This window comes from Streptomyces sp. MH60 (assembly GCF_002939385.1).
Classification (GTDB): domain Bacteria; phylum Actinomycetota; class Actinomycetes; order Streptomycetales; family Streptomycetaceae; genus Streptomyces.
Map to the genome: position 1 here is coordinate 1 of NZ_MULI01000069.1, position 12,165 is coordinate 12,165.

General features: G+C 69.9%; 14 protein-coding genes. 11 read left to right on the top strand and 3 right to left on the bottom strand.

Annotation, left to right across the window (positions count from 1 at the left end; all coding sequences use genetic code 11):
* Both BZZ08_RS30090 and BZZ08_RS30095 read left to right on the top strand, forming a co-directional pair.
* Positions 1-607 (top strand): RDD family protein (locus BZZ08_RS30090; RefSeq protein WP_104635372.1); only part of this gene is annotated, 607 nt, incomplete at its 5' end.
* A 270-nt stretch (positions 608-877) separates the two neighbouring features.
* Positions 878-1,558 (top strand): RDD family protein, encoded by a 681-nt coding sequence (locus tag BZZ08_RS30095; protein ID WP_198601774.1) that lies wholly within the window; start codon positions 878-880, stop codon positions 1,556-1,558.
* A gap of 13 nt (positions 1,559-1,571) precedes the next feature.
* Here the strand turns inward: BZZ08_RS30095 and BZZ08_RS30100 are convergent, their stop codons facing one another.
* Complete coding sequence (locus BZZ08_RS30100) at positions 1,572-1,865, bottom strand: hypothetical protein (protein ID WP_198601775.1); 294 nt, start codon at positions 1,863-1,865, stop codon at positions 1,572-1,574.
* A 436-nt stretch (positions 1,866-2,301) separates the two neighbouring features.
* Between BZZ08_RS30100 and BZZ08_RS30105 the strand changes: the two genes are divergently transcribed.
* Positions 2,302-4,647, top strand: coding sequence for an immune inhibitor A domain-containing protein (locus tag BZZ08_RS30105; protein ID WP_104635375.1), 2,346 nt, complete (start codon positions 2,302-2,304; stop codon positions 4,645-4,647).
* 146 nt (positions 4,648-4,793) lie between these two features.
* Entirely contained in the window at positions 4,794-5,138 is a 345-nt protein-coding gene (locus tag BZZ08_RS30110; protein WP_104635376.1) for a hypothetical protein, read from the top strand.
* Positions 5,139-5,154: 16 nt separating this feature from the next.
* On the opposite strand, the gene BZZ08_RS30115 is transcribed toward BZZ08_RS30110, so the two are convergent.
* Positions 5,155-5,742 (bottom strand): nicotinamidase, encoded by a 588-nt coding sequence (locus BZZ08_RS30115; protein WP_104635377.1) that lies wholly within the window; start codon positions 5,740-5,742, stop codon positions 5,155-5,157.
* A gap of 114 nt (positions 5,743-5,856) precedes the next feature.
* Positions 5,857-7,203: a nicotinate phosphoribosyltransferase gene (locus BZZ08_RS30120; RefSeq protein WP_104635378.1), complete on the bottom strand. Its 1,347-nt coding sequence runs from the start codon at positions 7,201-7,203 to the stop codon at positions 5,857-5,859.
* A gap of 110 nt (positions 7,204-7,313) precedes the next feature.
* Here BZZ08_RS30120 and clpS point away from each other — a divergent pair, with 110 nt between their 5' ends.
* The 7 genes from clpS (at position 7,314) to BZZ08_RS30160 (ending at position 12,159) form a co-directional block, all read left to right on the top strand.
* Positions 7,314-7,631, top strand: coding sequence for an ATP-dependent Clp protease adapter ClpS (gene clpS / locus BZZ08_RS30125; RefSeq protein WP_030180153.1), 318 nt, complete (start codon positions 7,314-7,316; stop codon positions 7,629-7,631).
* A 41-nt stretch (positions 7,632-7,672) separates the two neighbouring features.
* The gene (locus BZZ08_RS30130; RefSeq protein WP_104635379.1) at positions 7,673-8,281 is read left to right on the top strand and encodes a DUF2017 domain-containing protein; all 609 of its coding nucleotides are present in this window, start codon (positions 7,673-7,675) and stop codon (positions 8,279-8,281) included.
* Positions 8,282-8,632: 351 nt separating this feature from the next.
* Positions 8,633-10,060 carry an amino acid permease gene (locus BZZ08_RS30140; protein WP_104635380.1) on the top strand — a complete coding sequence of 476 codons (1,428 nt, stop codon included), beginning with the start codon at positions 8,633-8,635 and terminating at the stop codon, positions 10,058-10,060.
* Between the two features lie 166 nt (positions 10,061-10,226).
* Positions 10,227-10,649 (top strand): Mov34/MPN/PAD-1 family protein, encoded by a 423-nt coding sequence (locus BZZ08_RS30145; RefSeq protein ID WP_030180146.1) that lies wholly within the window; start codon positions 10,227-10,229, stop codon positions 10,647-10,649.
* Between the two features lie 79 nt (positions 10,650-10,728).
* A complete protein-coding gene (locus BZZ08_RS39970) occupies positions 10,729-10,824 on the top strand; it encodes a putative leader peptide (RefSeq protein WP_342211021.1) in 96 nt (31 codons plus the stop codon).
* 99 nt (positions 10,825-10,923) lie between these two features.
* The gene (locus BZZ08_RS30155; protein ID WP_104635381.1) at positions 10,924-11,202 is read left to right on the top strand and encodes a MoaD/ThiS family protein; all 279 of its coding nucleotides are present in this window, start codon (positions 10,924-10,926) and stop codon (positions 11,200-11,202) included.
* Between the two features lie 6 nt (positions 11,203-11,208).
* Complete coding sequence (locus tag BZZ08_RS30160; protein WP_104635382.1) at positions 11,209-12,159, top strand: PLP-dependent cysteine synthase family protein; 951 nt, start codon at positions 11,209-11,211, stop codon at positions 12,157-12,159.
* Positions 12,160-12,165: the final 6 nt, after the last annotated feature.

Sequence of the window (12,165 nt, forward strand, 5' to 3'; positions counted from 1 at the left end):
CGGCCAGACCTCGTGGGCGCAGCAGGTGCACCGGCTGGCCGGGGCGGGCGGCGACGAGCAGCCCGTCGCACCGTGGAAGCCGCCGGTCGAGGACGTGTTCCAGGCCGCCGCCCGGCGCCAGGCGGCGGCCCGGCCCGCCGGGCTCGGCAAGCGGCTGGCCGCCCGGCTGATCGACACGGTCGTTCTCGCGGGCGTCACCGCCGCGGCCGCCGTGCCGCTCGGCGTCAAGGCGATCGACCACGTCAACGACAAGATCGACGAGGCCAAGCTGTCCGGCGAGACCGTCACGGTCTGGCTGCTGGACGGCACGACGTCCACGTACCTGGGCATCGTGCTCGCCGTCCTGCTGCTCTTCGGCGTCGTCTACGAGGCGCTGCCCACCGCCAAGTGGGGCCGCACCCTGGGCAAGAGGCTGCTCGGTCTGGAGGTGCGGGACATCGAGGCCCACGAGCCGCCGTCCTTCGGCGCGGCCCTGCGCCGCTGGCTGGTCTACAGCGTCCCCGGCCTCCTGGCCGTCGGCGTGGTCGGCGTCGCGTGGTGCCTGTTCGACCGCCCGTGGCACCAGTGCTGGCACGACAAGGCCGCCAACACGTTTGTCGCGGGCTAGCTGGGCGGGCGGGGTCGGGGGAACGCGGGTCTCGTCTGCGGGTGCGGGTGCTTCGTGGTCGCTCGCGCAGTTCCCCGCGCCCCTTGAGGGGCGTGCACGGAACGCCCCTGAAAGGGGCGCGGGGAACTGCGCGACCAGCCCTCACGCACCCGCGGCCGCCGACGACCCATCAGCTCGCCCCCTCCGACGGCGTGGGACCACGCACCCCCGCGTCCCCCGGACGGCCCCCCGCCGGATGCGCCGTAAAAGAGTCCGAGTTCGACTCGGGACATGAGCAGCGAACCGCCCCCCGGCCCCGGCGGGCAGCAGCCGCCGGAAGACGACCCGCTGAGGAAGAACCCCTACGACAACCCGCCCCCGCCCCCCGGCGGCGGAGGTCCTTACGGGGCCCCTCCTCCCGGTGGCGGCGGCCCTTACGGCGGCCCCCCTCCCCCCGGTGGCGGCGGCCCCTACGGCGGTGACCCGTACGGCGGTGGCGGCTACCCCGGCGACCCGCTGGCCGGCATGCCCCCGCTCGCCGACAGCGGGCGGCGCACACTCGCCCGGATCGTCGACATGATCCTCGTGGGCATCGTGGTCTGGCTGCTCAGCTGGGCCTTCAACGTCCAGGAGTACACAGTGGACGGCGACGATGTCTCCGTCGGCAAGTCCTTCGGGCAGTCCGTGATCGCCGCCGTGCTCTACATCGCGTACGACACCTACATGACGACGAGGACGGGCCAGACCCTCGGCAAGAAGTGGCTCGGGCTGCGGGTGGCCAACCTGGACAACGGGGCGACGCCCTCCGTACAGACGTCGCTGATCCGGGCCCTGGTGCTGTGGATCCCGTTCGCCTTCTGCTGCGCCTGCGTGTGGACGATCATCGCGGGCGGCTGGAGCTTCTTCGACAAGCCCTACAAGCAGGGCCTGCACGACAAGGCGGCCAAGACGGTCGTGGTCAGCACCCGTTGACGGTCGCGGACGCTCAGGCGGCCCGCCCGCGCGTGGCCTCGCCCGCACCTGCGGAGACCCGGGCACCCGCGGGCACCTGCACCGGTTCCCGGTCCGCGGTGAACCGGTGGGCCGGCACGGCGGTCACCGCGCGCGTCCTGGGCAGGGGGACCGTCATGGCGACCAGCAGCCCGAGGGCGAGGGCCGCGACGGCGATGAGGGCGACTCCGGGACCCGAACTCGTCTGCGACAGCAGCAGCATGGCGAGCGTCGAGAAGATCACGGTGCACGAACCGTAGGCGAACTGGGCGGCAGTCGGACGGGGCATGGCCATCGTGTCCTCGGAAGACAATCATGGGGTGAGACGGGCTGTCGGCCTGGCTTTCCGCCGGCTTCCGGGCGTTCCGCCAAGCGACTCTAACCCGCTGTGTGCCCGAGTGGAACCAGCAGTAAGCACGACCTAACCGGCACGGCCGATGCACGGGGGGCGCACGGATTCATGACGTCCGGGAAGTGGACGGTCCCGCGCGCCCGTCGGGCCCGGGCCGGGCCCCGTGGGACCGGCCGAAGGTCACGATCCGGTGTCCGCAAAGCGAACGACGACTCCGCATAGTGCACTTGTTCTGCTCAAGTCAAGGTCTGTCTTTTCTACCGAACCTCTAGTCAAATGTCGTCACTTGACTACACGCGTTGATCACGTGTGCGCGGGCTTTGCTCTGTCCTTGTCCCCCATCCGCGCGCGTGGACGCGGGGGAGGAACTCAAGTGACCAGCAGATCCTGGACGTTCAGAACCGCGGCGACCACCGTCGCACTCGCCGCCGCCACCGCCACGCTCTCGGCGGCCGGTGTGGCGCAGGCGGACTCGCCGTCCCGGCCGGAGGCCGTGAACCGCCACGACCCCAGCCCGGAGAAGACCACCCGCTCCCACGACCTCAAGGGCCCCCTGAGCGACACTCAGGCCGCCCAGCGTGAGGAAGCCCTGAATCAGGTCATATCCGGCAACGCCTCGGTGAAGAAGAAGGACGGCTCCAACGTCGTCCAGCTGAAGAGCAAGAAGGGCGACGCCAAGTACGTCGAACTGGGCCGGGAGAAGACCGACAAGATCTTCACCATCCTGGTCGAGTTCGGCGACAAGGTCGACAGCCGCTACGGCGGCACCCCCGGCCCGCTGCACAACGAGATAGCCAAGCCGAACCGCAAGACGGACAACTCCACGGCCTGGCAGGAGGACTACGACCAGGAGCACTTCCAGGACCTGTACTTCGGTTCCGGCAAGGGCGTCGACTCGGTCAAGACCTACTACGAGAAGCAGTCCTCCGGCCGCTACTCGGTCGACGGCGAGGTCTCCGACTGGGTCAAGGTCCCCTACAACGAGGCCCGCTACGGCTCCAACAAGTGCGACCCCGACAACTGCGCCTGGTACGCGGTGCAGGACGGCGTCACCGCCTGGGTCGCGGACCAGAAGGCGGCCGGCCGCACCGACGCCCAGATCAAGTCCCAGCTGACCCAGTACGACCAGTGGGACCGCTACGACTTCGACGGCGACGGCGACTTCAACGAGCCCGACGGCTACATCGACCACTTCCAGATCGTGCACGCCGGCGAGGACGAGTCCGCGGGCGGCGGCGCGCAGGGCGAGGACGCCATCTGGGCCCACCGCTGGTACGCCTTCGGCACCGACGCCGGCGCCACCGGCCCCGCCGACAACAAGCTCGGCGGCACCCAGATCGGCGACACCGGCGTCTGGGTCGGCGACTACACCATCCAGCCGGAGAACGGCGGACTCGGCGTCTACGCGCACGAGTACGGCCACGACCTCGGCCTGCCGGACCACTACGACACCGCCGGCGGCGACAACTCCACCGGCTTCTGGACGCTGATGTCGTCCGGCTCCTGGCTGGGCACCGGCCGCAACGAGATCGGCGACCTGCCCGGCGACATGAACGCCTGGGACAAGCTCCAGCTGGGCTGGCTGAACTACGACACCGCCAAGGCGGGCGTCAACTCCTGGCACAAGCTGGGCGTGGCCGAGTACAACACCAAGCACAAGCAGGGCCTGGTCGTCGAACTGCCGAAGGAGGAGGTCACCACCGAGATCGTGACCCCCGCCGAGGGCAAGACCCAGTGGTGGAGCGGCAGCGGCAACGACCTCAAGAACACCCTGAGCCGCAGCGTCGACCTCACCGGCAAGTCGTCCGCCTCCCTCACCCTGGACGGCTGGTACGACATCGAGGCCGACTACGACTTCCTCTACACCGAGGTCTCCACCGACGGCGGCGCCAACTGGACCGCGATCGACGGCACCTTCGACGGTCGGCCGATCCAGCGTGACGGCAGCGACAAGCCCGCCCTGAGCGGCACGGTCGACGCCTACGGCAAGCTGGTCTACCCGCTGGACGCCTACGCGGGCAAGAAGATCGACCTGCGCTTCCGCTACCAGACCGACGGCGGCCTGGCCATGAAGGGCTTCACCGGCGACGAGATCGCGGTGACGGCCGACGGCGCGACGCTGTTCTCCGACAACGCGGAGACCGAGGACGCCGCGTGGACGGCGAACGGCTTCACCCGCAAGGGCGCCTCCTTCACCAAGGAGTACGCGCAGTACTACATCGCCGAGAACCGGCAGTACGTGTCCTACGACAAGACGCTGAAGACCGGCCCGTACAACTTCGGCTTCTCGGAGCGCCCGAACTGGGTGGAGCACTACGCGTACCAGAACGGCCTGCTGATCTGGAAGTGGGACACCTCCCAGTCGGACAACAACACCAGCCAGCACCCGGGCACCGGCCTGGTCCTGCCGATCGACTCGCACCCGACCGCGCTGAAGTGGAAGGACGGCACGCTGATGCGCAACCGCTTCCAGGCGTACGACTCGCCGTTCAGCCTCTACCGCACGGACGGCATGACGCTGCACAAGGCGGACGTCGCGAAGTACGTCCCGGGCTCCAAGGGCGTCTCGGTCTTCAACGACCGCAAGAACGACTACTACGACCCGGCGAACCCGACCGGCGGTGTCAAGATCACTGACACCAACACGAAGATCAAGATCCTGAAGGAGGCCAAGAACGGCTCGACGATCGAGCTGGAGGTTGGCCCCGCGGGCAGGTAACTAGCATCTGCCCAGGTCAGAGCATGATCGGCGGTGACCCCCTGGCGGGTCGCCGCCGATCCGTGTTTAGGTGCGTCCTGTGGTTCTCTTATTGACACCGGGCCCGGCGCCCGGACCGACCCAGGCTGACTCGGGGGTATGACCGCATGGCCGCAGGAGGCTTCTGCAAGCTGCCGAACGGCATGGTGGTGGTGGCACTGAACCTGCCCAGCCCCAGCCCGGCGAGCGGCGCCAGCGTGCGCTTTCTCGTCCACGCCCAGAACCGGGCGCGCGCCCTGACCAGGCTGCGCAACCTGGGGCTGCGCAGCGTCTACCTGCGGGGCAACGCGGCCCCGCCGACCCCGGACGAGGTCACCGCGGTCCTGCACCACCCGGACGGCCTGATATGGCGCACCGCGCCGGTGGCGGGCGCCGTGGGCGGCCCGGACCTGGCCCAGGAGCTGTGGCACCCGATCCGGGCCCTGCTCAGACGCCCGACCGCCCAGACGTAGGCCGGCCCCGAGGGCGCTACTGCACGACCGGCTTCCCGGACAGCTCCACGCCCGCCTCCCGCAGCTCCTCCAGCGCCCGCTCGGTGGTCTCCGCGGCCACTCCGGCGGTCAGGTCGAGCAGCACCTGCGTACGGAAGCCCTCGCGGGCGGCGTCCAGGGCGGTGGCCCGCACGCAGTGGTCGGTGGCGATGCCCACGACGTCGACCTCGTCGATCTCGCGGGAGCGCAGCCACTCGGCGAGGCCGGTGCCGTTCTCGTCGGTGCCCTCGAAGCCGCTGTAGGCGGCCGCGTACGCCCCCTTGTCGAAGACGGCGTCTATCGCGCCGGAGGCGACGGCGGGGGCGAAGTTCGGGTGGAAGCCGACCCCCTCGGTGCCGGCGACGCAGTGCGCCGGCCAGGAGTGGACGTAGTCCGGGTTGTCGGCGAAGTGGCCGCCCGGGGCGACGTGGTGGTCGCGGGTGGCCACCACGTGGCGGTAGCCGGCGGGCGCCTGCCCGATCAGCTCGGTGATGGCGGCGGCCACGTCGGCACCGCCGGACACGGCGAGGCTGCCCCCCTCGCAGAAGTCGTTCTGCACGTCTACGACGATCAAGGCGCGGCGCATGGTCGGTGTCCTTCGACTGGGGCGACTGTGGGTCGGGGGCAGGGATCGGGGAGCGGGGGCCGGGAGTGGCTGGAGGGACGGGGCTGATTCGGGCCTTGCGGGGCCGCACCAGCTTTAGCTACCCGAGCCCCCGTGTGCGTACTCCGTCGGAATGACGGGTTCCCCTCGGGAGAGCTGGGTGGCGGACAGCGGGAGGTTGGCGCGGGCGGCGGCGTGCCGGTCCCGGGCGGCGTCCAGCGGCTCGCGGGCGACGACCTCGCCGCCCTTGACCAGCTCGACCAGGAGCTGCCGGTCGGCCAGCGCGTCGGGCACCGGCCCGGTGCCGACCACCTCGGCCTCGGCGTACCCGTACGCGTCCAGGCGCCGCGCGGCCCACTTGCGGCCGCCGACGGAGGTCTTGCCGCCGCTGGACTTCTTGGCCACCGGCACCAGCGGCGCGCCCTCCTCGCCGGACTCGGCGCGGGCGACCAGCTTGTAGACCATCGAGGCCGTCGGGTGCCCGGAGCCGGTCACCAGCTGGGTGCCGACGCCGTAGGCGTCCACGGGCGCCGCCGCCAGCGAGGCGATGGCGTACTCGTCCAGGTCCGAGGTCACCACGATCTTCGTCCCGGTGGCGCCCAGCTCGTCGAGCTGGTGGCGCACCCGGTGGGCGACCAGCAGCAGGTCGCCGGAGTCGATGCGCACCGCGCCCAGCTCGGGCCCGGCGACCTCCACGGCCGTACGGACGGCCTCGGCGACGTCGTAGGTGTCCACGAGCAGCGTGGTGTCCCGGCCCAGGGCGTCCACCTGGGCGCGGAAGGCGTCGCGCTCGTGGTCGTGGAGCAGGGTGAAGGCGTGGGCGGAGGTGCCGACGGTGGGGATGTTGTAGCGGAAGCCGGCGGCGAGGTCGGAGGTGGTCGCGAAGCCGCCGACGTAGGCCGAGCGGGCGGCGGCGACGGCGGCCAGCTCGTGGGTGCGGCGGGCGCCCATCTCGATCAGCGGCCGCTCCCCGGCGGCGGAGGACATGCGGGAGGCGGCGGCCGCGATCGCCGAGTCGTGGTTGAGGATGGACAGGATCACCGTCTCCAGCAGCACGCACTCGCCGAAGGTGCCCTCGACCCGCATGATCGGCGAGCCCGGGAAGTACACCTCGCCCTCGGGGTAGCCCCAGATGTCCCCGCTGAACCGGTACTGCGCCAGCCAGTCCAGGGTCTCCTCGTCGACGATGTCCTGCTCGCGCAGGAAGCGCAGGACGCCCGCGTCGAAGCGGAAGTTCTCCACCGCGTCCAGCACCCGTCCGGTGCCCGCCACGACGCCGTAGCGGCGGCCGTCGGGCAGGCGCCGGGTGAAGACCTCGAACACGCTCCGCCGCCCGGCCGTACCGGCCTTCAGCGCGGCTCGGAGCATGGTCAGCTCGTACTGGTCCGTGAAGAGCGCCGTCGAGGGGACGTCCACCGGCAGCCCAAGGTCCGCTGTGTTCATACGACGGATCGTACCCCCATTTCGTCAGTGTGACGATTTCGATTCCCCGCCCGGTTCGCGTGGCGTCCGCCACAGGCCCGTTTGCGCGGGTGCCCCCCTGTGGTGGCAGCATGGGCCTTGTGACGGCAGCCGCACCCATGGAGATCGAGAAGACCGAGTCGGCGGAGGAGGTCTTCGCCGTACCCGAGCCCGACGTGCCCTGGGTGACGATCGTCCACAACGATCCCGTCAACCTCATGAGCTACGTGACGTACGTCTTCCAGTCGTACTTCGGCTACTCCAAGGACAAGGCCACCAAGCTCATGATGGACGTCCATCACAAGGGCCGGGCGGTCGTGTCCAGCGGCAGCCGGGAGGAGATGGAGCGGGACGTACAGGCCATGCACGGCTACGGTCTGTGGGCCACCCTCCAGCAGGACCGGAAATGACCCACGCCCGCCCGCAGGACGGAAGCAGCTGAATCGCCTTCATGCCCGGACAATTCGAACCGCTCCCCGGCGGCGGCGCGGCCGTCGCGCTCGACGACGTCGAGATCTCCATCATCCGCTCCCTGGCCGTGCAGCTCCTGGAGCTGATCGGCCCCGGGCCCGCCGAGGACGCCTCCGACGACCCGCTCGCCGAGCTGTTCGCCGAGGGCCCGAGCGAGCCGCCCTCCGACCCGGTGCTGCGCCGCCTGTTCCCGGACGCCTACGGCGACCCCGAGGGCGCCCCGCAGGCGCGGGAGGCCGAGGAGCAGCGGGCGCACTCCGCGGAGTTCCGCCGCTACACCGAGAACGACCTGCGGGCCGGCAAGCGGGACAACGCGCTGGCGGTGGTCCGCACCCTGGACGCCCTCTCCTCGGCGTCGGCGGGCGAGGAGGGCGCGGTGCTGAAGCTGTCGCCCGAGGAGTCCCAGCAGTGGCTGCGCGCCCTGAACGACCTGCGCCTGGCGATCGGCTCCCGCCTGGAGATCGCCGACGAGGACGACACCGATCTGCTCTACCGGCTCCCCGACGAGGACCCGCGCAAGCCGATGGTGATGGCGTACCTCTGGCTCGGCGGGCTCCAGGAGTCGCTCGTCGCGACCCTTATGTCCTGAGCGGCACGATTTCGTCACTCTCCGTGTCCGCTCAGCGGAGCCTCAAATCCGGATAACGATCCCGTCAAAGCCGCGCCGTTTTTGTCCCGCAGGCGCGGCTTCTGTCCGCTTCTCCCTGTGTGACACAACACAGTCGGCCCCTGTGATCAGCGCCGCCGTCGTGGTAAATCTTCACGACCGCCCGGCGAACACCACCCGAATGTTCGGCCGGGTGCGCCACCGAGCCGGCAGACCGCCGGCCAGGCACCGAGCGGGATGTGAGGCCCGCTCAGCTCCATCATCCGGGGGGATCGAGACCCGATCCGAGGCCGAGTCAAGGCCCGGGTCGGCATGGAGAAAGGCGCACCACACATGACCTCTGCGCAGGTCGACACGGACAAGGCCCCCGAAGAGGGCTACGAGCGCGGTCTCAACAGCCGCCAGGTCCAGATGATCGCGATCGGCGGCGCCATCGGCGTCGGCCTCTTCCTGGGCGCCGGGGCCAACATCGCCAAGGCCGGCCCCAGCATCATCCTCATGTACGCCCTCGCGGGTGTGATCATCTTCTTCATCATGCGGGCGCTCGGCGAGCTGCTCCTCTACCGACCCGTCTCCGGCTCCTTCGCCGAGTACTCGCGCGAGTTCCTCGGCCCCTTCTTCGGTTACTTCACCGGCTGGACCTACTGGCTGATGTGGGTGGTCACCGGCATGGCGGAACTCACCGCCGCCGCCATCTACATCCACTACTGGTTCCCGGACATCCCGCAATGGGTCTCGGCCCTGGTCTTCCTGGTGCTGCTGTTCGTGGCCAACCTGATCTCGGTGAAGCTGTTCGGCGAGATCGAGTTCTGGTTCTCGATGGTCAAGGTCACCGCCATCATCGGCATGATCGTGATCGGCGTCGGCGTGCTCACCCTCGGCTTCAGCCAGGCCGGCGACACCGCCGCCGTCTCCAACCTGTGGGAGTTCGACGGCTTCTTCCCCAAGGGCATCGGCTCGTCCCTGATGACCCTCCAGGGCGTCATGTTCGCCTACCTCGCCGTCGAGCTGGTCGGCGTCACCGCGGGTGAGTCCGAGAACCCGGAGAAGACCCTCCCCAAGGCGATCAACACCCTGCCCTGGCGCATCGCCCTGTTCTACGTCGGCGCCCTCACCGTCATCCTGGCGGTGGTCAAGTGGACCGAGTTCGCCGAGGGCGTCAGTCCCTTCGTGGAGGCCTTCACGGTCATCGGCATCCCGGCCGGCGCGGGCATCGTCAACTTCGTCGTGCTCACCGCCGCCCTGTCGTCCTGCAACTCCGGCATGTACTCCACGGGCCGCATGCTGCGCACCCTCGCGGACAACGGCGAGGCCCCCAAGGTCTTCAACAAGCTGTCCTCGACGAAGACCCCGGCCATCGGCATCGCCGTCTCGGTGGTCTTCATGGCCATCGGCGTGGTCCTGAACTACCTCGTCCCGGAGAAGGCGTTCGGCTACGTCACCTCCGTCGCCACCGCCGCCGGCATCTGGACCTGGCTGATGATCCTGGTCAGCCACGTGCGGTACCGCCGCAAGGTCGTCGCGGGCCGCCTGCCCGCCTCCTCCTTCCCGGCGCCGGGCGGCTCGGTGTGCTCCTACATCGCCATCGCCTTCCTGCTCTTCGTCACCTGCCTGATCGCCTACGACGCCGACGCCCGCGTCTGCCTGTACGTGATGGCCGGCTGGGCCGTCGCCCTCGGCATCGGCTGGGCGGTGCTCAAGAGCCGCAACCCGCGGATCACCGAACGGCCCGGCGAGCCGGAGCTGGAGAAGATCGGCTGACGGACCCACCGAACGCCGCTGACCAGCGCGTTCGCGCGCACCGCGGACGTCCGGCCGCACGGGGTGCTCGTGGCACCCGGCGCGTCCACCGCTCAGGATGTCCGGCATGCGGGCCCCTGCGTACCACCCATCGGTACGCAGGGGCCCGTCTGCTTATCCTGGCCGCATGCTGACCATCACCCAGGCCCTGTACGACCAGATCGTCGCCCACGCGCGCGAGGACCACCCCGACGAGGCGTGCGGCGTGGTGGCCGGTCCCGTCGGCGAGGGCCGCCCCGAGCGGTTCATCCCCATGCTCAACGCGGCCCGCTCGCCCACCTTCTACGAGTTCGACTCGCAGGACCTCCTCAAGCTCTACCGCGAGATGGACGACCGCGACGAGGAGCCGGTGGTCATCTACCACTCCCACACCGCCACCGAGGCCCACCCCTCCCGCACCGACATCTCCTACGCCAACGAGCCCGGCGCCCACTACGTCCTCGTCTCCACCGCGGACACCGACGGTGCCGGTGAGTTCCAGTTCCGCTCGTTCCGCATCGTGGAGGGCGAGGTCACGGAAGAGGAGGTCAAGGTCGTCGAGGCGTACTGATCTCGCACAGTGGACGGAAATGGTCCATCAGGTGAGATCACACTCCGGATGCCGGACCAGGAATCGATACGATGAGCCCATGGTTCTTCTCGACGTGAGCGAAAAGGCGCCGGGCACGATGCTCGTGGCGCGGCTGCACGTCGACCTGTGCAGGCTGAAAAGCGCCATCTGTTGATCTTCGTTGCCGCCGTACGGCCGTGAGCCGCGGCGTGCTGACGTGTGCCGCCGCGCGCCCTACGAACCCACGACAAACTTCCGACAGGAGCACTCAGCCATGGCCATCGAGGTCCGCATCCCGACCATCCTCCGCCAGTACACCGACGGCCAGAAGGCGGTGGAGGGCACCGGGGACACCCTCGCCCAGCTCTTCGCCGACCTCGAGACCCGGCACACGGGCATCCAGGCCCGCATCGTCGAGGGTGAGCAGCTCCGCCGCTTCGTCAACGTCTACTTGAACGACGAGGACGTCCGCTTCCTCGACGGCATCAACACCAAGCTCGGCGACGGCGACAGCATCACGATCCTGCCGGCCGTCGCCGGCGGCATGGCCTGATCGCCGATGCGCTACGACTCCCCGCTGGCCGCGGTGGGCAACACCCCCCTGGTGCGCCTGCCGCGGCTGTCGCCGTCCGACGACGTCCGCATCTGGGCCAAGCTGGAGGACCGCAACCCGACCGGCTCGATCAAGGACCGCCCGGCGCTCCACATGATCGAGCAGGCGGAGAAGGACGGCCGCCTCACCAAGGGCTGCACGATCCTGGAGCCGACCAGCGGCAACACCGGCATCTCGCTGGCCATGGCCGCCAAGCTCAAGGGCTACCGCATCGTCTGCGTGATGCCCGAGAACACCTCCCAGGAGCGCCGGGACCTGCTCGCCATGTGGGGCGCGGAGATCATCTCCTCCCCGGCCGCGGGCGGCTCCAACACCGCGGTCCGGGTCGCCAAGGAACTCTCCGCCGAGCACCCGGACTGGGTGATGCTCTACCAGTACGGCAACCCGGACAACGCCGGCGCCCACTACGCCGGCACCGGCCCGGAGATCCTCGCCGACCTGCCCTCGGTCACGCACTTCGTCGCGGGCCTCGGCACCACCGGCACCCTGATGGGCGTCGGCCGCTACCTGCGCGAGCACAAGCCGGAGGTGAAGATCGTCGCCGCCGAACCGCGCTACGACGACCTCGTGTACGGCCTGCGCAACCTCGACGAGGGGTTCGTGCCCGAGCTGTACGACGCCTCCGTCCTCACCACCCGCTTCTCGGTGGGCTCCGCCGACGCGGTCACCCGCACCCGTGAGCTGCTCCAGCAGGAGGGCATCTTCGCGGGCGTCTCCACCGGCGCCGCCCTGCACGCCGCGATCGGCGTCGGCAACAAGGCGGTCAAGGCGGGGGAGAGCGCGGACATCGTGTTCGTCGTCGCCGACGGCGGCTGGAAGTACCTCTCCACCGGCGTCTACACCGCGGCCACCACCGAAGAGGCCATCGAAACCCTCCACGGCCAGCTCTGGGCCTGAGGGAGT

Excerpts from the sequence above, each read along its gene's own strand:
- BZZ08_RS30095 (WP_198601774.1), top strand. The coding sequence starts at position 878 with ATGAGCAGCGAACCGCCCCCCGGCCCCGGCGGGCAGCAGCCGCCGGAA.
- BZZ08_RS30100 (WP_198601775.1), bottom strand. The coding sequence starts at position 1,865 with ATGCCCCGTCCGACTGCCGCCCAGTTCGCCTACGGTTCGTGCACCGTG.
- BZZ08_RS30110 (WP_104635376.1), top strand. The coding sequence starts at position 4,794 with ATGGCCGCAGGAGGCTTCTGCAAGCTGCCGAACGGCATGGTGGTGGTG.
- BZZ08_RS30115 (WP_104635377.1), bottom strand. The coding sequence starts at position 5,742 with ATGCGCCGCGCCTTGATCGTCGTAGACGTGCAGAACGACTTCTGCGAG.
- BZZ08_RS30120 (WP_104635378.1), bottom strand. The coding sequence starts at position 7,203 with ATGAACACAGCGGACCTTGGGCTGCCGGTGGACGTCCCCTCGACGGCG.
- clpS (WP_030180153.1), top strand. The coding sequence starts at position 7,314 with ATGGGCCTTGTGACGGCAGCCGCACCCATGGAGATCGAGAAGACCGAG.
- BZZ08_RS30130 (WP_104635379.1), top strand. The coding sequence starts at position 7,673 with ATGCCCGGACAATTCGAACCGCTCCCCGGCGGCGGCGCGGCCGTCGCG.
- BZZ08_RS30140 (WP_104635380.1), top strand. The coding sequence starts at position 8,633 with ATGACCTCTGCGCAGGTCGACACGGACAAGGCCCCCGAAGAGGGCTAC.
- BZZ08_RS30145 (WP_030180146.1), top strand. The coding sequence starts at position 10,227 with ATGCTGACCATCACCCAGGCCCTGTACGACCAGATCGTCGCCCACGCG.
- BZZ08_RS39970 (WP_342211021.1), top strand. The coding sequence starts at position 10,729 with ATGGTTCTTCTCGACGTGAGCGAAAAGGCGCCGGGCACGATGCTCGTG.
- BZZ08_RS30155 (WP_104635381.1), top strand. The coding sequence starts at position 10,924 with ATGGCCATCGAGGTCCGCATCCCGACCATCCTCCGCCAGTACACCGAC.
- BZZ08_RS30160 (WP_104635382.1), top strand. The coding sequence starts at position 11,209 with ATGCGCTACGACTCCCCGCTGGCCGCGGTGGGCAACACCCCCCTGGTG.